Raw genomic sequence first — 24,856 nt, forward strand, 5'->3', positions numbered from 1 at the left:
GGGCATGAGAGAGAAGCCGACGTTCACCGGGGAACCGCGGAAGCCGAACGAGCGAGACCCCGATGTCTGCGTGGTGACCTGCGCGCTGTCCGGGGTGCTCGCGAACCGCAAGCAGTGCCCCGCGATCCCGTACACGCCGGTCGAGATCGCCGAGGAGGCGAAGCGGGCCTACGACGCGGGGGCGGCGGCGGTGCACATCCACGCGCGCAACGACGACGGGTCGCCGACGTTCTCCCCGGCCGTGTTCGCGAGGATCAAGGAAGAGGTGCGGCGGCGCTGCCCCGTCATCCTGAACTTCTCGACGGGCACCCTCCTCGAGGACGTCAGCGAGCAGTGCGCGGCCATCCGCGAGAGCCGGCCGGAGATCGCGGCCCTCAACATGGGCACCATGAACTACTCGAAGTACTCGCGCGCGCGGAAGAGCTTCGACTTCGACATGGTGTTTCCCAACACGTACGCGAAGATCGGCAAGCTCCTCACCGCCATGAACGAGGCGGGGACGAAGCCCGAGCTCGAGTGCTTCGACACCGGGCACACCCACGGCGTGTGGCCGCTCATCGACATGGGCCTGCTGAAGCCGCCGCTGCAGTTCTCGTTCATCGTCAACGTGCTGGGCGGCATCCCGGCGCACGTGGAGTCGCTCCAGCTCCAGACCAAGATCATGCCGCCCGGCTCGGAGTGGGAGGTGATCGGCATCAGCCACGGGCAGTGGCGGATGCTGGCGGCGGCGCTCGTGCTCGGCGGCAACGTGCGGTGCGGGCTCGAGGACCACTTCTACCTGCCGAGCGGCGAGATGGCGCGGAGCAACGGCGAGCTGTGCGAGGTGGCCGTGCGCATGGTGCGCGACGTCGGGCGCAGGCCGGCCACGGTCGAGGAAGCCCGGCAGATCCTGGGGCTGCACGGCGACGGCGCGGGCGGTCCGGCGGCGGGGGCGGCGTCGTGACGGGCGGCGCGACCGCGGTCGTCCAGGCCGCCTCCGCGGGGGGCGTCCTGCGGCTCACGCTGAACAACCCGGGGCGCAAGAACGCGATCGGGCCGGCGATGGTGAACGAGCTCCTCCACGCCCTCGAGGCCGGCATGGCCGACGAGGCGGTGCGCTGCGTGGTCCTGACCGGCGCGGGCGACGCGTTCTGCGCCGGCGGCGACTTCGCGCAGCTCACCGGCGCCGAGGGGGCGCCGGCGCCCGCGCCGAAGGGCGACTACGCGGACCTGCTGCTCGCCCTGGCGAACTCGAGCAAGCCGATCGTGGCGCGGGTGAACGGGCACGCGCTGGGCGGCGGGCTCGGGCTCGTCGCGGCGTCGCATTTCGCGATCGCCGCCCGCGGCGCGAAGCTCGGGACGCCGGAGATCGACGTGGGCCTGTTCCCGATGATGATCATGGCCGTGCTCCAGCGGCACGTGAGCCGCCGCAGGCTGCTGGAGATGATGCTGCTCGGGCAGCGCCTCGACGCCGACGAGGCCGCGCAGTGCGGGCTGCTCAACCGCGTGGTCGAGCCGGGCGCGCTCGACGCGGCGGTCGACGAGGTGACCCGGGCGCTCGCGGGGAAGAGCCCGATCGCGGTGCGGCTCGGCCTGGAGGCGTTCGCGGCGCAGGACGATCTCGACCTGGAGTCGGCGCTGCCGCTGCTGCGCGAGCGGCTCGCGGGCTGCCTCGCGACCGACGACGCGCGCGAGGGGCTCATGGCCTTCCTGGAGAAGCGGCAGCCCCGCTGGTCGGGCAGGTAGGCGCCGGGGGGCGCGTGGGTGCTTTGCGGGGGACGGGCGAGCGCCGCAGGCCGCGGCGCTCGCTGGCTCTCGGTTGAGGCGGCCCCGCTCGCCGCCGCGCGCCGCGCGCCACGTAGACATGGCGCGCGGCGCGCGGCGGCGAGCGGGGCGCGCAGGATGAGGTGGCCCGTGAACATGCGAGAGCTCGTGAAGGACCTCGAGGCCCGCCGGGAGCAGGTGCGGCGGATGGGCGGCGAGGAGCGGGTGGCGAAGCAGCACGCCCGCGGGAAGATGACGGCGCGGGAGCGGCTCGCCGCGTTCTTCGACGACGGCGTGTGCTTCGAGGTCGGGATGCACGGCACGCAGATGGGGCTCGCGGCCGGGCCGGAGGGGAAGGACCGGCCGCCGGCCGACGCGGTGGTGTGCGCGTTCGGCAAGGTCGACGGGCGGATGGTGTGCGCGGCGGCGTACGACTTCACCGTGAAGGGCGGCAGCATCGGGCAGACGGGCGAGGAGAAGGTGACCCGGCTGCGGCAGATGGCGCTCCGCGGGCGCTGGCCGATGGTGTGGTTCATCGACTCAGGTGGGGCGCGCATCGATCCCGGCTCGATGCACCCGGACAGCATCTCGCTGTTCGCCGGCTCGGGGCACCTGTTCCGCGAGCAGGTGCACATGAGCGGCGTGGTGCCGCAGGTCGCCGCCATGGTGGGGCCGGGCGCCGCGGGCACCGCGTACATCCCGGGGCTCGCGGACTTCGTGCCGATGGTCAAGGACGTCGGCTCGATGGCGCTCGGCGGCCCCCCGCTCGTGCGCGCGATGACGGGCGAGGACATCTCCGAGCAGGAGCTCGGCGGCAGCAAGGTGCACGCGACGAAGAGCGGCGTGGGCGACGCGGAGTACGCGAGCGACGCCGAGTGCATCGCCGCGGTGAAGCGGTACCTCTCGTTCTTCCCGTCGAGCTGCGACGAGGAGCCGCCGCGCCTGCCGGTGACGGATCCCGTCGAGCGGCGGGAGGAGTCGCTGCTCGACCTCCTGCCGGAGAGCCCGCGGCGCGCCTACGACATGCTGAAGCTGATCGACGCGATCGTGGATCACGGCGAGCGGTTCGACCTGAAGCCGCGGTGGGCGCGCTCGATCATCACGTGCCTCGCGCGCATCGGCGGCCAGCCGGTCGGCATCGTGGCGAACCAGCCGACCCAGATGGGCGGCATCCTCGACGTGGACGCCTCCGACAAGGCCGCGCGCTTCATGCAGATCTGCGACGCGTTCAACGTCCCGCTCGTGTTCCTGCAGGACGTGCCGGGCTTCATGATCGGCTCGAAGGTCGAGCACGAGGGGATCATCCGCCACGGGGCGAAGATGCTGCACGTCATGGCCGCGGCCACCGTGCCGAAGATCACGGTGGTGGTGCGCAAGGCGTACGGCGCCGGCTATTACGTGATGTGCGGGCGCGCGTACGAGCCGGACCTCATCGTCGGCTGGCCGACCGCGGAGATCAGCGTGATGGGGCCGGAGGGGATGCTCGGGATCGCGGCGAAGAAGATGTTCGGGGACGCGCCGCCGCCGCCCGAGGTGAAGCAGGGGATGATCGAGGCGCTCCAGAAGAACATCGACGTGATGAAGGTCGCCGGGTGGGGGCTCATCGACGACGTGATCGATCCCCGGGACACGCGCCGGGCGATCGCGTGGGGGCTCGAGCTCGCGCGGAAGAAGCGGGTGGAGCGGCCGGAGAAGAAGCGGGGGATCATCCCCGTGTAGCGCGGGGCTCGGCCGCGCCCGGCGCGGCGGTCCGCCTCGAGGTTACTCGCCGTCCTCCTGCTCCGGCGCCTTCCCCTCCTCGGGCTTCGGCGTCGGCACGGCGCGGGGCGCGGCAGCGTAGAACGGCTCCGGCGCGCTCTTCACGCGGAGCAGCGTCGCGCTCTTGGCGTGGACGACGGCGGTGTACGCGTCCACGCCGAGCCCCGTGCCCGGCTCGTTCGCGTGCAGCGTGGCCGTGACCTGGTAGAGACCCTCGCGGGCGAAGGTGTTGTCGGGGCAGACCTCCCGCAGGAGGAGCGAGAGGTCGACCGACGCGCCGGGCTTCAGCGTCCTGAACATGTCGCGCGGGATCGCCCCCGTCGGCGGGGACGCGTCGCACACGGTCGTGCCGTTCGGCCCGGCGACGTGGAACGCGAGCATGCGCGACCGGATGGCCACGGTCATGGGGCGCTTGCCGGCGTTCTTCGCGCTGACGCGGACGACGATCGAGCGAGGGCTCGCCGCGTCGGACCAGGGCTCGCTCTTGAGCTCCAGGCGAGGCGCGTTGGCGTCCACGATCGGCTCGCCCGGCGCGCCCGCAGCGACTTGAACCGGCTTGTCGGCCGGCGGCTGCGGCGCCTTGTCGGCCGGGGGCTGCGGCGCCTTGTCGGCCGACGGCTGCGCCTCAGGGTCCGCCGCCGAGGGCGGCTCGGCGTCGCCCGCGCCGTCCGCGGGGGCCTCCTTGTGGGGCAGGCCGTAGCTCAGCACGACGGTCGGCGCCGCGAGCCCGGGCGCCGGGGCGAACGCCGGCGGATCGTCGGTCGACTCCGCGGCGAACGGCGGCGAGGGCGCCTTTCTCGACCACTTGGGCGGCGGGCCCCAGCCGTACCACGCCCTCACCACGGCGCCGCCGGCGAGCGCGGCTTCGTCCTTGCCGAAGCAGAGCAGGCGCGGATCGAAATGCTCCACGTACGACTGCCCGGGCGCGAGCAGGAGCGCGCGCCGCTCGGGAAAGCCGCTCGGCTTGAGCCCCGCGGGGGCGGCGCAGCGGGTCGTCTTCTTCGTGCGCTTGTTCAGCGTGTCGATCTCGAAGCGCAGCAGGCGCACGTCCGCCGGGACGCGCATCGGGCGCTCCCCTTCGTTGTCGATCCGCAGCGTCCACGGCCCCTCGGGCGATGGCGCGATCAGCCAGACGCGCGCCGGCGCCGGCGGCAGGGGCGGGGGCTCGGTCGCCTTCTTCTTCGCGCCCGCCCTCGGCGCGGCCGCGCTCGTCTTCGGCGCCGCGGCCTTGGCCCCGCCAGGCGGGGCGGCGGCGTCGGCCTTCGGGCCGTCGGCCGGCGCGGCGGAGCTCGGCTTCTCCGCCTGCTGCGCGGGGCCCGGCTTCTCCTCCGCGAGCGCAGGGCTCGACGCGAGCCCCAGGGCGGCCACCGCGGCCGACGTGAACAGACAGGCGATCCGGACGAGACGTGTGCGCATGGAGGATCCGTTCGGGAGCGAACGCTTCCGCTTTCTTTCTGGGGGCGTCAACCTTAGCGTAGCCGGCAAGCCCGGCCTCCCTCGGGGGCGCCCGGGCGCTCTCCCACCGCTCGAAGCGTGGTCATGCGCGGCCTGTACGCCATCGTCGACACCGATTCGCTCGAGCGCCGCGGGCTCGATCCGGCGGCGTTCGCCGAGGCCGTCCTCGACGCCCGCCCCGGGGGCCTCCAGCTGCGCGACAAGCGCGGCGGGGCCGCGCGCACGCTCTCGCTCCTCCGCGCGATCCAGCCGCTCGCGGCGCGCGCGGGCGTGCCGCTGTTCGCGAACGATCGGGCGGATCTCGCGGTGCTCGCGCGCTGCGACGGCGTGCACGTCGGCCAGGACGATCTCCCGGTGCCCGCGGTGCACCGGCTCGCGGAGCGCGCCGGCGTCCGGCTGCGCGTCGGGCTCTCCACCCACACGCCCGCGCAGATCGAGGCCGCGCTGCGCGACTCGAGCGAGCACCTCGATTACATCGCGATCGGTCCGATCTTCTCGACGTCGAGCAAGGAGCGCCCCGACGCCGTGGTCGGCCTCGAGGGGCTCGCGTCGCTGCGCGCGATGGTCGAGCGGGCGCGGCCGGGGCTGCCGGTCGTGGCGATCGGCGGCATCTCGCTGGAGCGGGCGCGCGACGTGGGCCCGCTCTGCTCCGCCGCGTCGATCATCGCCGCGCTGCTGCCGGCGCCAGGCGCGCCGACGTCGCGCGCCCTCGAGGAGGTGAGCGCGCGGGCGCGGGCGCTCAAGGACGCCCTCGCCGCCGCGGCGCCGCGCGGCGCGGGCGCGGGTGCGCGATGAGCCTCACGCTGCTCGCCGCGGCCGCCGCGGCGGTGGCCGCCACGGTGGGCTACATGGCGGCGCGCCGCGAGCGGGAGGCGCTGTGGGAGGACCGCGACGAGGACGAGCGCGCCGCGCCCGCGGCGTCCCCCGAGGGCGCGCCGTGGGACGAGCTGCCGTTCGCGCTCGGCGACGTGGTCCTGGCCGGGAGCGAGGAGCGCTGGCTCTCGGGCGCGATCGTGGCGCGCGAGCGGGGCGAGATCGTCGCCGCGGTGTTCCTCGCGCCGGAGGGCGCGACGCAGCGGGCGGTGGTGGCCTTCCCCGCGCCGCGGCGCGAGATCCTGTGGCTCGCGCCCGCGGCGGTCGACTCGCCGGACGAGCCGCCGGCGACGCTCGAGATCGCGGGCATGACCCTGCGGCGGCGCGCGCGGCTGCCGGCGGCGCTGGAGCGCCTGGGGCAGGGCGCGCCCTCGCTGGGCGACGCGGGGATCATCGCCCTGTACGAGGGCGGCGGGCACGACGCGGCCGTGGTGCTCGCGAGCGAGGGGCGCATCCACGCCTGGGTCGGGCGGCGCGTCGAGGAGGGCGGGTACGAGCGGCTCGGCGGCGGCGGCGAGGGCTGACGCGGCCTGCGTTGCCTTGACGCGGCCTGCGTCGCCTTGCCGAGCGATCGCGGCGGCCGTCAGCCGATGACGCCGCGCAGCTCCGCGATCAGCGAGGCCATCGCCAGGCTCGGCGAGGCGTTGCGCTCGAGCTGCGCCACGGCGCGCGAGACCGCCGCGTAGCGCCTGGCCGAGACGACGGCGCGGCGCGGATCGGCCGCGACCGCGGCGCGGGCCTCGCGGGCGAGCGCCGCGTTGAGCGCGCGGAGGTCGTCCTTGAGGGCGCCCTTGTCGCGATCCAGCGACTCGGCGAAGGCGACGGCGGGCCCGAGGTCGCGGGCGGCCGCGGCCGTGAGGATGCTCTTCACGAACGCGTCGCGCGAGGCGGTCTGCTCCTCGTCCGCGAGCTCGAGCGCCGTGGAGGCGCTGCCCGCGGCGAGCTCCACGGCGAGGTCGTGCCGCTCCTCGGGCACGCCGTGATCGCGGAGGATGCCGCGGACGATCGGCTCGGAGAGCGGGGCGAAGCGCACGGGCAAGGTGCGCGATCGGATCGTGTTGAGCAGGCGATCGCCGCGCGAGGTCAGCAGGATGAAGTGGGTGCCCGGTCGCGGCTCCTCGAGCGTCTTGAGGAACGCGTTCGCGGCGCCGACGCTGAGGTCCTCGGCGTCGCGGACGATGAACACCCGCGCGCGCCCCTCGTGCGGCGGGTAGGACGCGTGGGCGAGCACGATGGAGCGGACCTGGTCGACCGAGATCTCGGTCAGCTCGTCGCGGCTCCGGCCGATGACGGCGGCGGGGTAGAAGTTCTTCGCGACGATCTGCACGTCGGGGTGGAGCGGCGCCGCGGGGCGGCCCTCGGAGCGCGCGGCCGCGCGCCGGCACGCGTCGCAGCGGCCGCAGCCGAGCGGATCGCCCCCGGTGCAGACGAGCGCCTGCGAGAGCGCGACGGCCGCGAGCTCCTTGCCCACGCCGGGCGGGCCCTCGAAGCGGTAGGCGTGGTGCACGCGGCCCGTCTCGAGCGCGCGCACGAGGGTGCCGACCGCGGTGTCCTGGCCGAGGAGTTGGGAGAACGGCACGGACCGCTCTCTACCACGCCCGGGGCGCGGCCTGATCCCGCTCGAGCGCGAGAGGCCGCTCGTCGCCCGCCCGCCCGCCCGCGCCGCGATCGCGTCGTCCGCGTCGTCCGCATTGCGCGCGGCGGTGATAGGTTGCCGCGCATGCGCGTCCTCGTGCTCGGCGGCACCCGGTTCATGGGCCATTTCCTCGTCTACCGCCTGCTCGCGGCGGGCCACCAGGTCACCCTGCTGAACCGCGGCGCGACGCCCGATCGGTTCGGCGACCGCGTCGCGCGGGTCCGCTGCGACCGCGCGGCCGACGACCTGGCGCGGGCGCTCGGGGGCCGCGAGTTCGACGCCGCGGTGGACTTCACCGCGTACACGGCCGCGGACGGCCGCGCGGCGGCGCGGGCGCTCGGCGGCGGGCGCGTCGGGCACTACGTGATGATCAGCACCGGCTCGGTGTACCTCGTGCGCGAGGGGTGCCCGCGGCCGTCGCGCGAGCGCGACTACGACGGCCCGCTGCTCCCGGAGCCCGCGGGCGAGGAGGATCGCGCGGCGTGGGCCTACGGCATGGACAAGCGCGGCTGCGAGGAGGCGCTCGCGGCCGCCTTCCGGGACGACGGCTTCCCTGCGACCGTGCTGCGCATCCCGATGGTGAACGGGGAGCGCGACCCGCACCGCCGCCTCGAGCGCTACATCGCGCGGGTGCTCGACGGCGGCCCGCTGCTCGTCCCGGACGGCGGCGGGCACGCCGTGCGGCACGTGTACAGCGGCGACGTGGTGCGGGCGATCGTGCAGCTGCTGCTCGTGCCGTCGACGTTCGGGCAGGCGTACAACCTCTGCATGGACGAGACGCCGACGCTCTCGGAGCTGCTCGCGCTGGTGGCCGAGCTGCTCGGCGCGCCGGCGCGCCTGGCGCCGGTCGACTCGGCCGCGCTCCGGGCGCGCGGCATCGACCCGGTCGCGATGTCGCCGTTCAGCGATCGCTGGATGTCGACGCTGGATCCCGCGAGGGCGAAGGCGGAGCTCGGCTTCCAGCACACGCCGCTGCGGCGGTGGGTGGAGACGGTGGTCACGTCGCTGCTCGCGAACCCGCCGTCCGATCCGCCGCCGGGCTACGAGCGGCGCGCCGAGGAGATCGCGCTCGCGGCGGCGCTCGCCGGCGAGGCGGGGGCGGGGAGCGCCGGCCGCGCGTGAGGTAAGCTGGGCCCGCGGGGAGGGCGGGCGCGGCGGGAGGCCTCGCGCCGCCCGCGCGCCTCGCCGTGAAACGTCCGAAGGAGGGAGATCTCGCGATGCAGGATGCAGCACCCAGGCGGGTCTTGGCGGCCATCGACGCCTTCCTGAGCACGCCGCTCGACGCGGCGCTGTCGCGGCATCGCGAGGTCGATCCGGCGGCCGGCGCGCTCGCGTTGTTCCACGAGGTCGCCGCGACGGTCCCCGCGTACCGGCGCTTCCTCGACGAGCACGGCGTCGATCCGGCGGCGGTCCGGACCCCCGCGGACTTCGCGGCGCTCCCGGTGATCACGAAGCAGAATTACGTGCTCCGGCACCCGATCGCGGACCTGTGCCGGGGCGGGCGCGTCGAGTCTTGCGATATGGTCGCCGTCTCGTCGGGCTCGACGGGCAAGCCGACGTTCTGGCCGCGGTCGGTCGCGGACGAGCTCCCGGTCGCCCGGCGGTTCGAGCAGGTGTTTCACGACAGCTTCCGGGCCGACGCGCGCCGCACGCTCGCCGTCGTGTGCTTCGCGCTCGGGTCGTGGGTCGGCGGGATGTACACGACCGCGTGCTGCCGCCACCTCGCGGCGAAGGGATATCCGATCACGGTCGTCACGCCGGGCAACAACAAGGACGAGATCTTCCGCGTCGTGCTGGACCTGGGGCCGGCGTTCGATCAGGTCGTCCTGCTCGGGTATCCGCCGTTCCTGAAGGACGTGATCGACACGGGGCGGGCGCGCGGGGTCGACTGGGCGCCGCTCCGGATCAAGCTCGTGATGGCCGGCGAGGTGTTCAGCGAGGAGTGGCGGAGCCTTGTCGGCGAGCGCGTCGGGTCGACGTCGCCCTGCTACGACTCGGCGTCGCTGTACGGGACGGCGGACGCCGGCGTGCTGGGCAACGAGACGCCGCTCAGCATCGCGATCCGCAGGTTCCTCGCGGGGAGGCCGGACGCCGCGCGCGCCCTCTTCGGGCAGGACCGGCTCCCCACGCTCGTGCAGTACGACCCGGCGGTGAGGTTCTTCGAGCAGCGCGAGGGGATGCTGCTCTTCTCGGGCGACAACGGCGTCCCGCTGGTCCGTTATGCGATCCTCGACAGCGGGGGTGTCTATTCGTACGCGGACATGATGGCGGCGCTCGCCGGCTTCGGGTTCGATCCAGGGCGGGAGCTCGACGGCGAGCGCGGTGCTCGGGAGCTGCCGTTCGTCTACGTGTTCGGGCGCTCGGATTTCACGGTGTCGTACTTCGGGGCGAACATCTATCCGGAGAACGTGGTTGTCGGCATCGAGCAGCCCGGCGTGAAGGAGTGGGTGACCGGGAAGTTCGTGCTGGAGGTCCGCGAGGGCGCGGACAGGGACGCGTACCTCTCGGTGGTGGTCGAGCTCGCGCCGGGGGAGGGGGAGAGCGAGGCGCGGCGCGAGGCCGCGGCGCGGTCAATCGAGGAGCACCTGGTCCGGCTGAACAGCGAGTTCAGGAACTACGTGCCGGCGGGGAAGCGCGCGCCGCGGGTGACGCTGCGGGGGGCGGGGGATCCGGAGTACTTCCCGCTGGGGGTGAAGCACCGGTACACGAGGAAGCCGGGCGGGTGAGGATGGCCGAGGCTTGGGGCTAGAGCGCCGATACGTGAGAATCCCGAAACATCAGCAGATGGGAAGAGAACCGCGAGGGCACAGGGGAAGCAAGGGGGGGAGAAGAAACAGATTCTATCTCTGTCTCCTTGCGTCCCTCGCGCCCTTGCGGTCCCTCTCCTCCACTCCGTGTCCTTCAACCGGAGTTGCTACGCCTTGAGCTCCTCCACACGTCCGGTCGCGATCCGGATCTCCCTCCGCCTCCGCTGCACGATCCAAGCTCCCAGGCCGGCGCTCGCGAAGGCCCGGCGCGCGCGGTGGAGGAGGACGTTCAGGTACGCCTCATCGACGCGGAGCTGTCTCGCGAGGTCGACCGCGTGGATCCAGCCCTGCTCGTCCTCGGGAACGCGCCCGCGAACGGCGTCCTTCCGCCGCTCGCGGGCGAGCAGCAGCAGCGCGTAGAAGGCGGTGAGCTCTCCGAGCTGCCGCACGTCTTCCCCGTCCACCGCGTCGATGCGCACCTGCTTGTCGCGGCCCACGTGAAATCGCAGGGTCAGCGTGCCGAGCGAGGGCAGGGGCTTCGTCTTGGCGGCGACCGGCGAGGCAGGCGGCACCGTGAGCTCCCACCCTTCTCCCTCTCCCGCGACCGTGATCTCCTCCTGTTCAATCGCTTGGCGAAGCGGGCCGTGTTCTTCCGGATGTCGCTCCAATGCCTCCACGAGCCCGTCCGCTGCGCGCCGCGAGCCCTGATGCGCTTGTGGCCTTGTCTCGCCCTGGAGCACCCCTGCGCCGCTCGAGCCCTCCAGCGGCGCCCCCCCGCCCCCGCCCCCCGCCGCGCCCCTGAGCGCCTCGCAGAACGCCGCCACATCCGGGTACCGCTCCGACGCTTCGAACTCGATCGCCCTCTCGAGCACCTTCCGCACCGCGTCGCTGCACGGCAGCCTCTCGATCACCCGCCCCGGATACCGCATCATGATCGGCGGCAGCTCCCCCCCGTGCAGGCAGAACACCGCCGTCATGCCGAGCCCGTACACGTCCGCGCGCGCGTCCGCGTCCTGCGGGCGGTGCATCAGCTCCGGCGCCGCGTAGAGGAAGGTCCCCAGCGCCCCGCTCCTCGTGCCCCCCGTCGTGTCGCGCGCCCAGACCAGATCGAAATCCGTGATCCGCGGCAGCCCCTCTCCGTCGAGCAGGATGTTCGCCGGCTTCACGTCCCGGTGCACAAGCCCCCGCCCATGCGCGAACGAGATCGCCTCCCCGGCGCGCAGGATCATCGGGATCACGCCCTCTGCCGGCAGCCGCTTCCCGACGACCGCGCTCTGCACGTCCTCGCCGTGCACGAGCTCCATCACGAAGTAGTGCCAGCCGCCGTCCTCGCCCTTCGGCTCCAGGATGCGCACCACGCCGGGGTGGTCGAGCTCCGCCATCGCGCGCGCCCCGCGGAAGAACCGCTCCCGCCGCCCCTCGTCGCCCGCGAGGTTCGGGTGCAGCACCTTGATCGCCACCGGCTGGTCGCCCCGCCCCGCGTCGAGCGCGCGCCACACCGTCGCGAACCCCCCGCGGCCGATCCGCTCGAGCAGCAGGTACCGGCCCTCGCTGAGCTCCTCGCCCACGTGGAGCTGGCCGCCTTCCCGGCGCTTGCGCCGGAGGTCGACGATCTCCTGGTCCACCTCCACCGTGCTCGCGCCGGCGGCCTTCAGCCTCACCCGCCGCATCTGCGCCGCGGCGATCTGCTTGTCGATCGCGCGGATCGCCTCCTCGGCCTCGCGCAGCGTCGCGGCGAGCGCGCTCGCCGGTGCGGCCCTCTCGGGCGCCGCCTCCGGCCGCGCGCTCGCGGCCGCCTCCTCCACCGCCGCGCGGATGCCCCGGACCACGTCCCTCCAGGCCTCGTCCGGGTTGGCCCAGCTCGTCACCGCCCCGCCGTCCCGCGGCAGCGCCTCCAGGTCCGCCAGCGCGGTGCCCTCCCGGTCGCACGCGCGCACCAGGATCGGCACCACGCGCGCCTCGCCCCGGCGGTGCCGCTCCAGCGCGGCGCCGAGCTCCCGCTCGTAGCAGCTGTCCGAGGCGAGGAACGCCTCGCTCACCAGCAGCACCACCACCTCGGCCGCGGAGAGCTCCGCCGCGATCGACGCGTCGCGCGCCGCGCCGGCGCCGATCCGGCCGCGGTGCCACGTGCTCACCAGGCCCTGCCGCTTGAGGGCGGCGAGGTGCCTCTCGAGCGCTTCGAGGTGCGGCCGATCCGCGGGGGCGTAGGAGATGAAGACGTTGACCGCCATGCGCTGAGGAGCGTCGCTGCGGCGAGCGCGCTGCGTCCCGACCGTCCGCTCCGCGCCGACCAGGCTACCAGAGGCGGCGCTTGCCTCGACACTCCGCGGGCTCCACGCCCCCATGGCCGTGGAAAGGAGCTATCAGGGCGGTCTCCCCGGGGCGCCGGGCAGCGACCCGTGACGTCGAGGATCCACGACGCCGGCGCGGAGCCGCCCTCGCCGGCTCGATCAGCCTCTCGGCCGGGTCGACGCCCGGCCTCGCCGGCCAACGTCACCACGCGCCCCGCCGGCCGCCGCCTCGATGTTGCCGGCGGCGTTCGTCCCCGCCACGTGCTCGCCGCCTCCCGGCGCGCACTGCTCGTCTTCGCCGCCGTTGCATTGCATCACGTCGAGCGAGGCGTGCCGGTACGGAAGGAACGGCAGCGCGTCGCGCCTCGTGACCTCGACGCGGCCACTCTCGTCGATCGTCAAGGTGAACGTGCGGTCCACGTCGCACGTCGTCTCGGGGTCCGTGAGCTTGCCGCGCACCTGGAAGCTCGCGGTCGTGGCTCCGTCGTCCATGACGGCATGGATGTTCCTCGAATCGAAGGAGGTGCCGATGGAGGTGATGGTCATCCCCGAAAGGGCCGTCACGATCGGGGGGTCGACCCATGCGCCCTCGTGGTTCAGCTCGATCCACAGAGCGCCGGGCTGCTGAGGATCCCTGGTGAGCGTCCCCCTGGCCCACAGCGCCGAGCCGTCGGCGACCTCGTCGCACACGAGCGGCGGAGGCGGAGGGTTGATGTGGCTGTCGTCCTCACACGCGGTGAGCCCCGCCGCCGCGACCACGAGCAGCAGCTTCTTCGTCCGTTTCCTGTGACCCATCGCCCTGTCCTTCCCGCGCTTCCGTGCGCGCTCGCCCACCACGCCCGGTCGCAACGCGGCCGCCGGCCGTAGGGCGGGCATCCTAGCGGCGGTGAGCAGACCAGCCACCCACCGGCACGAAAACATCCTCGCTACGTCGCGATCCCCTCGGTGCAGCCTGAGCCCGGCGGCCGGCAGCGCCCTCGCGCTGCGGGAAGCGCCCCTCGCTCTCACTGTTGGTCTCCTCGCCCTTGCTGTGAGAAGGATGCCCAGATCATGCTCGATCCCTCCCCCCCGCTCGTCGTCCTCGGCTGCGGCTTCACCGGCGCGGTGGTCGCCGGCCTGCGGCTGGCCTCCGGCGGCCGCGTCGTCGCGACCACGCGCTCGTCCGAGCGCGCCGCAGAGCTCGCCCAGGCCGGCATCGAGGTGAGCGTCCTGCCGGCGCTCACCGCCGCGGCCGTCGACCGGCTCGTCGGGGACGGCGCGGACGTGCTCGTCGCCTTCCCGCCCGACGGCGCGACCGACGCCTCGATCGCGCCGTCGCTCCGCCGCGCTCGCGCGATCGCGTACGTCTCGTCGACCGCCGTCTACGGCGACGCCACGGGGCGCATCGACGAGGCGACGCCCACGTCGGCCGACGGCCCCCGCGCCGCCGCGCGCCTCGCGGCCGAGGCCGTGTACCTCGAGCGCGGCGCCGTGGCGCTGCGCGCCGCCGGCATCTACGGCCCGGGCCGCGGCCTGCACCAGCGGCTCTTGCGCGGCGACTTCCGCATGACCGGCGAGGGCGATCGGCAGGGCAGGAACGTCGTCTCGCGCATCCACGTCGAGGACCTCGCGCGCCTCGCGCTCGCGGCCCTGGAGCGCGCCGCCCCCGGCGACGTCTTCGTGGTCGCGGACGACGCGCCCGTGCCGCAGATCGAGGTCGTCCGCTGGCTCTGCGCGCGGCTCGGCCTGTCGCTGCCGGCCGGCGCGCCGCGGGAGGATCTCCACGAGACGCTCCGCCACGATCGCGCGGTGGACAACGCGAAGATCAAGCGCGCCCTCGGCATGACGCTGCTCTACCCGAGCTACCGCGAGGGGTTCGAGGCGTGCCTGGCCGTCGAGGCCGCGGCGCCGGCCCTCGCCGCGGCCGCGGGCGCCCCGCGGCATCGCGGGTGATCGAGGTCGCGCGCTACAGCACGTCCGAGCCCTTCCTCGTGACGACGATATCGTCGCTGCCGCCCGCCGCGCCGCCGGCCGCGGGCGGAGCGTCGGCCGTGCCGTTCTCGCCGACGCTTGACAGCGTATACCCATCTCCGCCCGGGCTCCGCTCGTACACGAGCGGGCCTGTCCCACAAGGGTCCTGCGGGAGCGCCCGCAGCGCCTCCGGATAGCCGCCGTCCGCATACCTCCGCTCTGCCTCGACGGCCGCGCGGGCCAGGAGATACGACGCCCGCAAGGCGCAATCCCGCCTCGCGGTCCTCTGGAGATGCTCGGCGTCCAACATGGCACCGAGCCCGGTGACATCGGTGGCGAGTGAATCGGCGGCGATCTCCTGAAAGCGCGCGACCTGGGGAGCATCGCGCTGCGCGCCGAGCGCGATCTGCTCCGCGGCGCGCAGCTGCGCGTCGAGCGGCGGGAGGGCGTGACCGAACACGGCGGCCATCGGGAGGACCGCGGTGAGCGCGCGGGCGCCGGTCGACGACGCGAGAGGGCGGAGCTCCTCCTCGGGGAGGGGCCCACCGTCGCTCAGGCTCATCGCCATCTGGCGGAGGTGCAGGCGCTCTCTCCGGAGCACGTCGACGAGCCGCGGCAGGTGGCGCCCGCGCTCCTCGAGCGCGCGGTCCAGCTCGGCGAGCTCCGCCGCGGGGAGCCGGGGCGCGCCGGCGACGAGGGCCGCGGCGCGGCGGTAGGCGCGCTCCGCGTCGTGAATGCCGATCAGGCCGGCCATGGCCGAGCCCGCGGACAGGTCCGCGCCGACCTTGGCGACGGTGAGATAGCGGTCCAGGGCGCCGCGCGTATCCCCCTTGGCCTCGAGCCAGCGCCCCTGGACCAGGACAGCGCGGTTTGCGTGCCACACTGGATAGATGGGACCGTAGTCGATCCACGCGCCGCCCTCCGGCAGCTCGTAACGGGAGCAACGCGCCGTCTGCCGGAACGCGTCGATCTCCGGGCGGCGCCGCTCGACCTCGGCGGCGAGCTCGGGGGAGAGCGGCGCGCCCGGCGCCGCCTCGAGCGCTCGCTTGATCCACTCGGGATGGACGTCCAGCTGAATCGACGCCGTCCTCGCGTAGCTCGCCCCGCAGTCCTCCTGCGCGGCGCCCTCGCCGGCAGGCCGCGCGCGCTCGCGGATCCGCGCGCGCTCCGCGTCCCATTCGGCCTGGGTGGCATCCCGGTAATCCCGGAGCCGGGACTGACCCCACGCCGACGCGCCGGCCCGGACCAGCGCGAGAAGCGCGGCCGTCGCCGCGAGCCCGATCCCCACACGTCTCACCCTCCCGAGGAGGCGCCCCTTGCTGTCTGTCATCGCACCGAAAAAGCCCGGGCGCGACGAATCATTCCGTGCCTTTTTGTCAACTGGATCGCACGGAGATGCTCCCGACTCGGGGCGGACAGAGACGGCCTCTCGAACGGCCAGGCCCGGGGATCCGCGACGCGAAAAACAGGGATCGACGCGCGCGAGGTGCACGATTACGCTCGAAGCCGCTGAAGGAGCGTGCATGAAGCTTACGTGTTGGACATGGCTTGTGCTGGCGGCCGTCGCCGCGGGCGCGGGATGCGGGGATGACGAGGGCGGGACCGGCGGCGCCGGGCCGGGAGGCTCGGGCGGGGCGAACGCCGGAGGCGGAGGCTCGGGCGGGGCGGGCGACGGCGGCGGAGGCGGCGCGGGCGACGGCGGGGCCGGCGGAGAGGCTCCGCCGATGCCGCCGTGCGGGCCGCCCGACCCCACGCTCGCCGACCGCGACGCGGACGAGCTGTATGCGGCCGACGAGGTCTCGCGCTTCGACTTCCTCCTGCCGGAAGAGCGCTGGGCCGAGCTCAAGGCGAACGCCCGCGACGAGGAGTACGTGGAGGCCGAGGCTTGCTACATGGGCAAGCGCCTGGGCGTCGTCGGCCTGCGCTTCAAGGGCGGTTATGGCACCCTGCAGATGTGCTTCGACGAGGAGGGAAACCTCACCTGCCCGAAGCTCAGCATGAAGGTGAAGTTCGACGAGTACGTCGACGGTCAGCGCTTCTACGCGCAAGAGCGGCTGAACTTCCACTCGATGATCTGGGATCCGACGAAGCTCCACGAGCGCATCGCCTATGGCCTGTACCGCGAGATGGGCGTCGCGGCCCCGAGGAGCGGTTGGGCCACGCTTTATGTGAACGGCGAGCCCCAGGGGCTCTTCTCGATGGTCGAGGAGGTGGACGGCCGCTTCCTGGAGAGCCATTTCCCCGGAGGGCCGGACGGCGACCTCTACAAGGAAGCGTGGCCGGTCACGGACGACGCCAGCTACTACGCGGAGCGCATCGAGACGAACGAGGACGAGGCCACGCACGAGCGCTTCGTCGCGTTCGCCGCCGCGCTCTCGTCCGCCGAGGGCGACGAGCGTCTCGCCGCGCTGTCGCAGTGGGCGGACGTCGAGCAGCTGCAACGCTACATGGCCGTCGACGAGGCGATCGTGAACTGGGACGGGGTCACGACCTTCTACGTCGACCCCGCCGGCGGCGCCAACAACCACAACTTCTACATTTACGACGAGCCCTCCTCGGGCAAATTCCACCTGATCCCGTGGGATATGGACCAGACCCTCGGCGCCAGCACCTACTTTGGCCAGGTGCCCCGCTGGACCGAGGCGCCGGCGACCTGCCCCGCCGTGGTCCCGGTGTTCATGGGCGCCGAGCGGGTGCGCGTGCCGGGATGCGACGCGCTGTTCGGCGCCTTGAGCCAGGACCCCGCGGGCTACCAGGCCGCGCTCCAGGCGCTGCTCGACGGGCCGTTCGGCGAAGGGAAGCTCGAAGCGCAGGTGGACGCGTACGCGGCGCAGATCCGCGCCGCCGTCGAGGAGGATCCGCTCGGGCCCGGCCTCGCCGGGTGGGAGCCGGCGGTCGCGCGCCTCAAGAGCGAGGTGCCGATCCTGCGCGAGCGCCTGCGCCGGTTCGCCAGCGACACGCCGCTCGTGCCGTTCTCGTTCACCGCGGCAGGGGTCAACGATTTCGAGGCGGCGGACGCGGTCGAGCTGTACGTCGGCACGCTGCTCGCCACCAACAACGCGTCCGGCGCGGTGCAGGGCCTCACGCAGGACGCGCCGCTCAGCGGGGCGCAGAGCCTGCTCCTGAGCTTCGACTTCCGCGACGAGGCGTACGCCTGGGGCCAGTACGTGTACTTCACGGTGCCCCTCGCCGAGGGCTCGGTCGACGTGACGGCGCTCGAGGGCGTCCGCTTCCGGGCGCGCGCCGACGCGGCGCGCCGGCTGCGCGTCGACGTCGAGAGCCCCGCGCAGAGCAACGGGCTCAGCGGGGTCCGCCACGGCTGGGACGTGCGGCTCGGCGTCGAGCCGCAGCTCATCGAGCTCAAGTTCGCCGACATCGCGCTCCCCGGCTGGGCGATCGACCAGGGGCTCGACCCCGGCGACGACGTGAACGACGTGCTCGCGTCGATCATCGGCCTCGCCTTCAGCCCGGAGATGAACGGCGTCGGCGCGAACGGCTTCCTCGGCCGCGGCAAGGCCGACTCGGGCGCCGTCGTGATCGACGATGTCGAGCTCTTCGGCGCGACCTCCGGCGATCCGTGATCGGCGCACGCGGAGGCCCGAGGCGAGCGCCTCGGGCCCGCGGAGACGTCGCTTCGGGAGGCCCTCTCGCCGCCCGGTCCCCCGGACGCGAGCGGCAGATCTCCGGAGCGCGGGTTAAGCTCGGTCCACGCTAGCCGCTGCGCCGGCGCCCCCACCGCGGGGCCATGCTCGCGAACACGTCGTCTCTTCGGATCAAGAGGTGAAAGAGCGCCGCCGCGAGGTGCTGGAGGAAGACGCCGAAGAGCAGCAGGGCGAGGTAGGTGTGAGCGCGGCGCAACGCCGCGTGAAGCGCGGGGCTCTGCGGCGCGATCGAGGGCAGTTGAAGCCCGCCGAGCAGCGTCACCGGATAGCCGCCCGCCGAGAGCATCGCCCAGCCGACGATCGGAATCGTGAACATCAGGACATAGAGCACGATCTGCGATGCGCCCGCCGCGCGCCGTTGCCAGGCCGGCATGTCCTCCGGCAGCGGCAGCGGCGGCGCGCGGCGCGCGAGGCGCACCCCCAGGCGGACCGCCGCGAGCGCGAGGAGCACGACGCCCAGCGACCGGTGCGCCGGCAGCAGGAAGGTCCGGGCGCCGCTCACCGTCGAGGCCATGCCGACCCCGATGAACAGCATGGCGACGATCGCGGCGGCCATGGTCCAGTGCAGGGCGCGCGATAGAGGGTGAAACGTTCGCGGAGGGCTCATCGGCGCGCGCCCTCCCCGGCGGGGCCGCGGGACAGCGCGCTCGGCGCCGGCCCCTCGCCGGCGCGGCGCGCGAGCGAGACCGCGTAGGTCGAAGAGCGCGCGCTCAGCAGCGGATCGTCCGACGGCTCGATCCCGGCCGGCAGGATCAGCGGATCGAAGGTGATGTCGCGACACGGCCCCGCCTCCTCCGTCGCGGCGCGCTCCACCACGAGCGCGCCGACCTCGACCTGCTCGCGATCGCGGGGCCACTCGCGGGTCGCGTCGCCCGTGGGATCGCCCGGGGCCGCGAGCGTCACCCGCATCCGCCAGCGCAGCGGGCCCCGCGCGAGGCGCGCGACGACCTCCTCGAAGAGGAAGCTCGGCGGCCTCGAGGCGAGCGTCGCCTTGTCCAGCGCCTCCAGCGGGGCCTCGGGCACCATCGACCAGCGGACGTCGCGCGCCGGGCCGGCGCCGCCGGTGAAGCGGAACGCGTTCACGCTGTGGTAGGTGCCGTTCGCGAAGCTCGACGGCAGATCGCCGTCGCGCAGCCGGGCCATGAAGGCGCGCGTCTCCGGGTGCGCGGCGAGGAAGCCGTCCACGCGCGCGGCGTCCGGCTTCCCCGTGGCCGCGACGGGCGAGGTGGCGCGCTGAAAATCGAGGAACGCCGCGGGCGTCGCGACCGGGAAGACGGGGATGTGGTTCATGGCGGTGCGCCATGGCTCGCCGTTCGGCAGCGAGAAGCTGAGGGCCATGCTGCGGAGCGCGACGCGCCCGTCCGGCGCGTACGGCATGCCGCCGCCCGTCGAGAAGCGCCCGACCACGGGGACCTCGCCGCGCGCGAATACGCTCGCCCTGGAGAGCCGCGCGCCCGCGCCGCTCGCCTCGAAGCGCCCGGTGAAGCAGACGCCCTTCGCGTGCGCGCGGCGAAAGCCCGGGTGCACGCCGTCACGCCCCTCGAGCGCGTCGACGAGCTTCGCCGGGGTCAGCCGCGAGGGATCCAGGACCCCGGCCGCGAAGGCGAACGCCGCGGCCGAAGCGGCCACGATCGCGAAGATCAGCGAGGCACGGGCGATCTCCCCGGCCCTCGCGCGCAAGAGGCCCTGGAGGCCCCCGCGGGAACGCAGAAATCCGAGCATCACGAGCTCCTCCGCCATCGCGGCGGCGTGGGATGATGCTGCCGTGACGCCCCCCGAGGGGCGTTATTCCGTGGACGACAAAGAAGATCCCCCATGGAATAACCGCCGCGCGGGCGGCGTCTCGCGGCCGTGGAGGGCTTGAAGCCGAGGAGCGGGCAGGAGCGGCGATGAGCGATCTGAACGACGAAGAGCTGCGCGCCCTGCTGCCGGGCATGCGGAGGTTCGCGGTCTCGCTGACGCGCGACGCGAGCGCCGCCGACGATCTGGTGCAGAGCTGCCTCGAGAGGACCCTCTCGCGCTGGCGGACGAAGCGCCCGGACGGGAGCCTGAAGGCCTGGCTGTACGCGATCATGTACCGCCAGTTCCTCGACAGCCGGAGGCGCGCGGGGCGCGTCCGGCGCTTGCTGGAGGCGTTCGGCGTCCACGCCGAGGGCGAGCACCCCGGCGAGGAGACCGTCATCGCGCGCTCCTCGCTCGGCGCGTTCGACAGGCTCTCGGACGATCAGCGCGCGGTCCTTTTGCTGGTCTCGGTCGAGGGGTTCTCCTACCAGGAGGCGGCCCAGGCTCTCGACGTGCCGATCGGCACCGTGATGTCGCGCCTCTCCCGCGCGCGAGACGCCTACCGAGCGCTGACCGAGGGCGAGGCGGCACCCGCCCGGATCCGGAGAGTGAAATGAGCCGCAACACCCCGACCGAGGACGAGCTTCACGCCTTCGTGGACGAGCGGCTCGATCGTGATCGAGCGCGCGACGTCCAGGCGTACCTGGCGTCGCACCCCGACGAGCGCGCGCGCGTCGCCGCCTACCGGCGGAACGCCGAGGAGCTGCGCGCCCAGCTCGCCGGGGCCTCGCTGCTGCCGCCGAACCCGCGCCTCGACCCGCTCGCGATCCGGCGCGATCTGCGCCACCGCTCCCGGCAGCGCGCGATGCTCTGTGCCTCGCTCGTGGTCGCGCTCGGGCTCGGCGGGCTCGGCGGCTGGAAGGCGCGCTCCATGAGCCTCATCGGGTTGCCCCCTCCCATGGAGGACGCGCTCGTGGCGTACCGCACCTTCGCCACGGACCGCGAGCGGCCGGTGGAGATGACGGCGGGGGAGGGGATCGACCTTCAGGCCTGGCTGTCCGTCCGACTGGGGCGCCCGGTGGCGCTGCCCGATCTGGCGCCGTTCGGGTTCGACCTCCTCGGGGTCCGGCTGCTCGCCACGGACGATGGCGCCGCGGTCCTGCTGATGTACGAGGATCGAGGCGGTCAGCGCGTGAGCTTCTATATCCGCCCGACCCGGCCCCTGTTCGAGCTCACCGGCACGCGCCGCGACGGCGGGCTCGCGACGAAGTACTGGTTCCGAGACGGCTACGGGTTCGCCGTGGTCGGCCGCGCGGACGACCCGCGCCTCAGGGAGGTCCAGGAGGCCGCGCGGCTCTCGATGTGACGCCGCGGCCCGGCCCGGGCGACGACGATGCTGCTGTCCTTCATGCGCCGAGAGGTCGCCTGCGCTCCGCGGCCACACTGGCACGCTCACGGGAGAGCGATCCTCGTCGTGCATGCACGGCTCGACCTGGACTCGACGGCGCGCCGGCCGCGCTGAGCGAACCTTTCTCGTGGATGTGCACGAGCTCCGACAGGCCAGACCGCTCATCCAGCGCTGTCGATGTTCTACGCCTGGAACGCCGCCGTTCCAGAGCGCCGCCTGGCGTTGCCCGGGTATCGCCGCATACTCCGGACGTGACCATGCGGAGATGAAATGAACAAAAATGAGCTTGGTAATAGGTTAGGTATCGCAATCTGCGCCGGCGTCACGTTTGGTCTCTCCACGGCTTGCTCGGGCGAAGGCGCGTCGGACGAGCCGCTCGAGTCGCTCGAGTGGCAGTCGTCCGAGATCATCGGCGGCGAGATCGCCGAGGCGAGCCCCTGGGCCGTCCAGGTCTTCGACGTGCGCGGGGACACGGGCGACTTCTACCAGTGCACGGGCACGCTCGTCGCGCCGCGCTGGGTGCTCACCGCGCAGCACTGCATCGCGGATGAAGGCGAGACGTCGGCGGTGCGCATCGGCAGCAACACGTACCGCGAGGGCCGGCGCATCGAGGTCGACGCCGTCGAGGTGCCCTCGGCCGAGGTCGACATCGCGCTGCTTCACCTGACCGAGGACGCCGGCGGCGCGGTCGTCGAGCTCGCCCCCGCGGGGCCGGCCGTGGACGGGAGGGACGCGACGGTCTACGGCTGGGGGAGCGAGGGCACGCCGCTGGTGATGGCGCCGTCGCTCAAGAAGGCGATCGTCCACATCGACGGCCGGCGCTCCGACGACGAGCTCCTGGCGACGGGCGTGACGGGCTCGGGCTGGAGCGGCGACTCCGGCGGCCCGTGGTTCGTCGACGGGCGTCAGGTCGCCGTGTTCTCGGCCTCGAGCGGCCAGGACGGCACCAACGTGCACGCTTCGCTCGCCGGCGTCGACGTCGCGCGCCACCGCGCGTGGATCGACGCGACGATCGCCGGCGGCCCCACCGACCACCCCGACGACGAGGTCGTGCTCCACGACCTCTCGGACTTCTCCGGCGTCTCGCAGGGCTTCGGGATCGGCCGCCACAACCTCCCGGACATGGCGATCATCGGCAACGACCGCGCGAGCGCGATCGAGGTCCCCGCCGGGCTCCGGGTCACGGTCTTCTTCCACCACAACTTCGAGGGCGAGGCGCGCGTCTTCACCTCGGACGTCGATCTCGTGGCCGCGGGCTTCAGCGATGTCATCTCGAGCTTCGTCGTCTCGCGCGCCTCGGACCCGCAAGAGGACGTTGTCGCCCTCTACGAGCACGCCGACTTCTCGGGCGACTCGCTCCTCTACGGCGTCGGCGGCAGCTACCTCATCGGCGGCGCCTGGGACAAGCGGATCAGCTCCGTCCGCGTCCCCGACGGCTTCACGCTGACGCTCTACGACCTGTTCTTCAGGTATTCGCCCCAGTCGCGCGTCATCACGGCGGACGCGAACCTCGACAGCTACGACTTCGACGACCAGACCTCGAGCTTCATCGTCGAGCGCCCGTAGGAGCGAGGGCGCGCGGGCGGCTCGCGCGCCGCGCGCCCTCGCGAGCTTCAGCGCATCTCACCGCCGCCGGACGCGCGGCGCTGCCCGCGGGCCGGCCGGCGGCGCACCCCGCGGCGGAACGCGAGGCCGGCGGCGAGGAGCAGGGCCGCGACGCCGCCCGCGGAGGGCGTGTCGGCGCCGAGGCGGCACCCGCAGCCCGACGACTCGCCGCTCCCGGAATCGCCGCCGCCCGCGCCGGCGGGCGGCGCCCCGCCCGAGCCCGACGCGGGGGCCCCACCCGAGCCGGACGCGGCGTCGCCCGCCCCGGACGACGCGACGGTGTCGAGCCCCGCGCCGATCGAGGTGGTGGCGGTGGTCGGCGGCGGCGGCGCCTCGACGCACGCGCCCGCCTCGCACCGCTCGCCCGCGGGGCACGCGACCCCGTCGCAGACATCGACGCACGCGCCCTCGCGGCAATACGTGCCTTCGTCGCACGAGACGTCGGCGCACGCGGCCTCCACGCACCGGCCGCTCTCCATGTCGCAGCGCTCGTTCGTCGGGCACCCGCGGCAGTTGCACTGGAGCACGCACACGCCGCCTTCGCACACCTGGCCGGAGTTGCACACGACGTCCTGGCACGGGTCGATGCAGCGCCCGGCGCGGCACACCTGGTCGTGCGGGCACACCACGCCGTCGCACGGCGCGCTGCACTCGCCCCCGCGGCACACCTCGCCCACCTCGCACATCACGTCGACGCAGGCCTGCTCGACGCACAGGCCCCCTTGGCACACGAACCCTTGCTCGCACGGGAACTCCGCGGACCCGCAGCGATCCACGCAGCGGCCGCGGTTGCACACCTGGCTCTCCGGACAGGGCGCCTCCTCGTCGATGACGTCGTCGCAGTCGTTGTCGACGCCGTCGCACTGCTCGGCCTGGCTGCCGGGCAGGACGAAGGGAGTGCAGATCACCTGCCCCTGAGCGTCGCAGTCGGAGATCCCGAGGCGGCACGCGCCGACGTTCTCGTCCACCTCGCAGGGCTGGCCGGCCTCGGGGCAGGTGATGCCGGAGAAGCGGAACAGGAAGTCCTCGTAGTCGAGATCGTTGCCGTTGACGCCCGCGGCGCCGGCCGCGTTCTGGAAGTCGAGATCCTCGAAGCCCAGGTAAAACGTGTTGAGCAGCTCGTTCGATCGATAGATGAGGTCCGAGTACCACGGGCCCGGCGTCTCGCACGCCGTACACGCCACGTTGAACCGGTGCTCGGTGTAATGGTATTGCGTGGCGTTGTTGTTCCCGGTGCCGTTCGGGTTGGGGATCAGCACGAAGCCGATCAGCCCGCCGGCGTACGCGGGGCTCTCCCGGATCGACACCGCTGTCAGCTCGCGCATCGCGGCCGGCGGCAGGCTGGTCGAGAAGGGAAAGAGGATCTGGATATCGCTCTCCGGCGCCGCCGTGTTGAGGTTGGCGCCGGTGTCCACCGAGACGTACTTCGGCGGGTCGTCGCTCGCGCGGCTGTCGTCGACGTTGTACCAGCCGACGGCGAAGTTGGCGCCGCCCCCCTTGGCGATGTACTTGCCGCTGAACTCGCAGAGCGGCGAGAACACCTGCGGCTCCACCGCCGCGTCGGCCACGACGTCGATCATCTCGTCGATGTTGTCGTTGTTCGCTGACCCGTTGAGCAGGTCGCTCAACCGTCCGGTGACCGCGGGGATCGTGGTGCCGTTCGGTTGCACGATGTCGGCGCGCGCCGTCCCGCTCGCGCCGAGCGCCGCCGAGAGGGCCACACACCACGCAAGGGCAGACGGTTTGCTGAAGCTGAAGATCGACCAGCGCATCGGGCCTCCTCTCCTGGCAGGACGCGTGAGTCCGAAACGAAAAGTGGACGCCAACTTCGCCGCCTTGTCCAGACGGCGCGCGTTCGCCAGATCGGCGACCGATGTGCACGGTCGACCCACGTGAGGACACCGTGTGATCTGCGCGGAGCGAGCTCCCGCGCTCGGCCGCTCACG

General features: G+C 73.4%; 20 protein-coding genes. 12 read left to right on the top strand and 8 right to left on the bottom strand.

The window, feature by feature from the left end:
* Positions 1-4: 4 nt before the first annotated feature.
* From WME83_RS11300 to WME83_RS11310, 3 genes are all read left to right on the top strand, one after another.
* Positions 5-943, top strand: a complete 939-nt coding sequence (locus tag WME83_RS11300) for a 3-keto-5-aminohexanoate cleavage protein (protein WP_437319274.1) — start codon at positions 5-7, stop codon at positions 941-943.
* Positions 940-1,725: an enoyl-CoA hydratase/isomerase family protein gene (locus tag WME83_RS11305; RefSeq protein ID WP_437319275.1), complete on the top strand. Its 786-nt coding sequence runs from the start codon at positions 940-942 to the stop codon at positions 1,723-1,725. Before WME83_RS11300 ends, WME83_RS11305 begins: the two co-directional genes overlap by 4 nt.
* 174 nt (positions 1,726-1,899) lie before the next feature.
* Complete coding sequence (locus WME83_RS11310; RefSeq protein WP_437321984.1) at positions 1,900-3,462, top strand: acyl-CoA carboxylase subunit beta; 1,563 nt, start codon at positions 1,900-1,902, stop codon at positions 3,460-3,462.
* Positions 3,463-3,504: 42 nt separating this feature from the next.
* On the opposite strand, the gene WME83_RS11315 is transcribed toward WME83_RS11310, so the two are convergent.
* Complete coding sequence (locus WME83_RS11315) at positions 3,505-4,917, bottom strand: hypothetical protein (RefSeq protein ID WP_437319276.1); 1,413 nt, start codon at positions 4,915-4,917, stop codon at positions 3,505-3,507.
* Between the two features lie 123 nt (positions 4,918-5,040).
* On the opposite strand from WME83_RS11315, the gene WME83_RS11320 reads away from it, so the two are divergent.
* Together WME83_RS11320 and WME83_RS11325 are read left to right on the top strand one after the other, a co-directional pair.
* Positions 5,041-5,751, top strand: a complete 711-nt coding sequence (locus WME83_RS11320; protein WP_437319277.1) for a thiamine phosphate synthase — start codon at positions 5,041-5,043, stop codon at positions 5,749-5,751.
* Positions 5,748-6,353: a hypothetical protein gene (locus WME83_RS11325; RefSeq protein ID WP_437319278.1), complete on the top strand. Its 606-nt coding sequence runs from the start codon at positions 5,748-5,750 to the stop codon at positions 6,351-6,353. Before WME83_RS11320 ends, WME83_RS11325 begins: the two co-directional genes overlap by 4 nt.
* A gap of 59 nt (positions 6,354-6,412) precedes the next feature.
* Here WME83_RS11325 and WME83_RS11330 read toward each other — a convergent pair whose 3' ends face one another.
* On the bottom strand, positions 6,413-7,408 hold the full coding sequence (locus tag WME83_RS11330; RefSeq protein ID WP_437319279.1) for an ATP-binding protein: 996 nt from the start codon (positions 7,406-7,408) through the stop codon (positions 6,413-6,415).
* Positions 7,409-7,549: 141 nt separating this feature from the next.
* On the opposite strand from WME83_RS11330, the gene WME83_RS11335 reads away from it, so the two are divergent.
* Both WME83_RS11335 and WME83_RS11340 read left to right on the top strand, forming a co-directional pair.
* On the top strand, positions 7,550-8,587 hold the full coding sequence (locus WME83_RS11335) for an NAD-dependent epimerase/dehydratase family protein (RefSeq protein ID WP_437319280.1): 1,038 nt from the start codon (positions 7,550-7,552) through the stop codon (positions 8,585-8,587).
* Between the two features lie 95 nt (positions 8,588-8,682).
* Positions 8,683-10,191, top strand: a complete 1,509-nt coding sequence (locus WME83_RS11340; protein ID WP_437319281.1) for a phenylacetate--CoA ligase family protein — start codon at positions 8,683-8,685, stop codon at positions 10,189-10,191.
* A 188-nt stretch (positions 10,192-10,379) separates the two neighbouring features.
* On the opposite strand, the gene WME83_RS11345 is transcribed toward WME83_RS11340, so the two are convergent.
* Both WME83_RS11345 and WME83_RS11350 read right to left on the bottom strand, forming a co-directional pair.
* Positions 10,380-12,443, bottom strand: coding sequence for a protein kinase domain-containing protein (locus WME83_RS11345; RefSeq protein ID WP_437319282.1), 2,064 nt, complete (start codon positions 12,441-12,443; stop codon positions 10,380-10,382).
* A gap of 219 nt (positions 12,444-12,662) precedes the next feature.
* Positions 12,663-13,298, bottom strand: coding sequence for a hypothetical protein (locus WME83_RS11350; RefSeq protein ID WP_437319283.1), 636 nt, complete (start codon positions 13,296-13,298; stop codon positions 12,663-12,665).
* 255 nt (positions 13,299-13,553) lie between these two features.
* Here WME83_RS11350 and WME83_RS11355 point away from each other — a divergent pair, with 255 nt between their 5' ends.
* Positions 13,554-14,435, top strand: a complete 882-nt coding sequence (locus WME83_RS11355) for an NAD-dependent epimerase/dehydratase family protein (protein WP_437319284.1) — start codon at positions 13,554-13,556, stop codon at positions 14,433-14,435.
* A gap of 13 nt (positions 14,436-14,448) precedes the next feature.
* On the opposite strand, the gene WME83_RS11360 is transcribed toward WME83_RS11355, so the two are convergent.
* The gene (locus WME83_RS11360) at positions 14,449-15,741 is read right to left on the bottom strand and encodes a hypothetical protein (RefSeq protein WP_437319285.1); all 1,293 of its coding nucleotides are present in this window, start codon (positions 15,739-15,741) and stop codon (positions 14,449-14,451) included.
* Between the two features lie 235 nt (positions 15,742-15,976).
* On the opposite strand from WME83_RS11360, the gene WME83_RS11365 reads away from it, so the two are divergent.
* Positions 15,977-18,034: a CotH kinase family protein gene (locus WME83_RS11365; RefSeq protein ID WP_437319286.1), complete on the top strand. Its 2,058-nt coding sequence runs from the start codon at positions 15,977-15,979 to the stop codon at positions 18,032-18,034.
* A gap of 130 nt (positions 18,035-18,164) precedes the next feature.
* Here the strand turns inward: WME83_RS11365 and WME83_RS11370 are convergent, their stop codons facing one another.
* Both WME83_RS11370 and WME83_RS11375 read right to left on the bottom strand, forming a co-directional pair.
* Positions 18,165-18,722: a cytochrome b gene (locus WME83_RS11370; protein WP_437319287.1), complete on the bottom strand. Its 558-nt coding sequence runs from the start codon at positions 18,720-18,722 to the stop codon at positions 18,165-18,167.
* The gene (locus WME83_RS11375) at positions 18,719-19,837 is read right to left on the bottom strand and encodes a catalase family peroxidase (protein ID WP_437319288.1); all 1,119 of its coding nucleotides are present in this window, start codon (positions 19,835-19,837) and stop codon (positions 18,719-18,721) included. The genes WME83_RS11370 and WME83_RS11375 overlap by 4 nt, the downstream gene beginning before the upstream one ends.
* A gap of 167 nt (positions 19,838-20,004) precedes the next feature.
* Between WME83_RS11375 and WME83_RS11380 the strand changes: the two genes are divergently transcribed.
* From WME83_RS11380 to WME83_RS11390, 3 genes are all read left to right on the top strand, one after another.
* Entirely contained in the window at positions 20,005-20,514 is a 510-nt protein-coding gene (locus tag WME83_RS11380; protein WP_437319289.1) for a sigma-70 family RNA polymerase sigma factor, read from the top strand.
* Positions 20,511-21,263: an anti-sigma factor family protein gene (locus WME83_RS11385; protein ID WP_437319290.1), complete on the top strand. Its 753-nt coding sequence runs from the start codon at positions 20,511-20,513 to the stop codon at positions 21,261-21,263. The genes WME83_RS11380 and WME83_RS11385 overlap by 4 nt, the downstream gene beginning before the upstream one ends.
* A gap of 312 nt (positions 21,264-21,575) precedes the next feature.
* Positions 21,576-22,871 carry a trypsin-like serine protease gene (locus WME83_RS11390; RefSeq protein WP_437319291.1) on the top strand — a complete coding sequence of 432 codons (1,296 nt, stop codon included), beginning with the start codon at positions 21,576-21,578 and terminating at the stop codon, positions 22,869-22,871.
* Between the two features lie 47 nt (positions 22,872-22,918).
* Here WME83_RS11390 and WME83_RS11395 read toward each other — a convergent pair whose 3' ends face one another.
* On the bottom strand, positions 22,919-24,682 hold the full coding sequence (locus WME83_RS11395; RefSeq protein ID WP_437319292.1) for a hypothetical protein: 1,764 nt from the start codon (positions 24,680-24,682) through the stop codon (positions 22,919-22,921).
* Between the last annotated feature and the right edge of the window lie 174 nt (positions 24,683-24,856).

The sequence above is a fragment of the Sorangium sp. So ce385 genome, assembly GCF_051474135.1.
Classification (GTDB): Bacteria; Myxococcota_A; Polyangia; order Polyangiales; family Polyangiaceae; genus Sorangium; species Sorangium cellulosum_D.

Bases quoted from the DNA above. Each gene is read 5' to 3' on its own strand.
- WME83_RS11310 (WP_437321984.1), top strand. From the start codon at position 1,900: ATGCGAGAGCTCGTGAAGGACCTCGAGGCCCGCCGGGAGCAGGTGCGG.
- WME83_RS11385 (WP_437319290.1), top strand. From the start codon at position 20,511: ATGAGCCGCAACACCCCGACCGAGGACGAGCTTCACGCCTTCGTGGAC.
- WME83_RS11300 (WP_437319274.1), top strand. From the start codon at position 5: ATGAGAGAGAAGCCGACGTTCACCGGGGAACCGCGGAAGCCGAACGAG.
- WME83_RS11320 (WP_437319277.1), top strand. From the start codon at position 5,041: ATGCGCGGCCTGTACGCCATCGTCGACACCGATTCGCTCGAGCGCCGC.
- WME83_RS11390 (WP_437319291.1), top strand. From the start codon at position 21,576: ATGAACAAAAATGAGCTTGGTAATAGGTTAGGTATCGCAATCTGCGCC.
- WME83_RS11355 (WP_437319284.1), top strand. From the start codon at position 13,554: ATGCTCGATCCCTCCCCCCCGCTCGTCGTCCTCGGCTGCGGCTTCACC.
- WME83_RS11315 (WP_437319276.1), bottom strand. From the start codon at position 4,917: ATGCGCACACGTCTCGTCCGGATCGCCTGTCTGTTCACGTCGGCCGCG.
- WME83_RS11380 (WP_437319289.1), top strand. From the start codon at position 20,005: ATGAGCGATCTGAACGACGAAGAGCTGCGCGCCCTGCTGCCGGGCATG.
- WME83_RS11340 (WP_437319281.1), top strand. From the start codon at position 8,683: ATGCAGGATGCAGCACCCAGGCGGGTCTTGGCGGCCATCGACGCCTTC.
- WME83_RS11375 (WP_437319288.1), bottom strand. From the start codon at position 19,837: ATGCTCGGATTTCTGCGTTCCCGCGGGGGCCTCCAGGGCCTCTTGCGC.
- WME83_RS11370 (WP_437319287.1), bottom strand. From the start codon at position 18,722: ATGAGCCCTCCGCGAACGTTTCACCCTCTATCGCGCGCCCTGCACTGG.
- WME83_RS11350 (WP_437319283.1), bottom strand. From the start codon at position 13,298: ATGGGTCACAGGAAACGGACGAAGAAGCTGCTGCTCGTGGTCGCGGCG.
- WME83_RS11335 (WP_437319280.1), top strand. From the start codon at position 7,550: ATGCGCGTCCTCGTGCTCGGCGGCACCCGGTTCATGGGCCATTTCCTC.
- WME83_RS11325 (WP_437319278.1), top strand. From the start codon at position 5,748: ATGAGCCTCACGCTGCTCGCCGCGGCCGCCGCGGCGGTGGCCGCCACG.
- WME83_RS11395 (WP_437319292.1), bottom strand. From the start codon at position 24,682: ATGCGCTGGTCGATCTTCAGCTTCAGCAAACCGTCTGCCCTTGCGTGG.
- WME83_RS11365 (WP_437319286.1), top strand. From the start codon at position 15,977: ATGAAGCTTACGTGTTGGACATGGCTTGTGCTGGCGGCCGTCGCCGCG.
- WME83_RS11345 (WP_437319282.1), bottom strand. From the start codon at position 12,443: ATGGCGGTCAACGTCTTCATCTCCTACGCCCCCGCGGATCGGCCGCAC.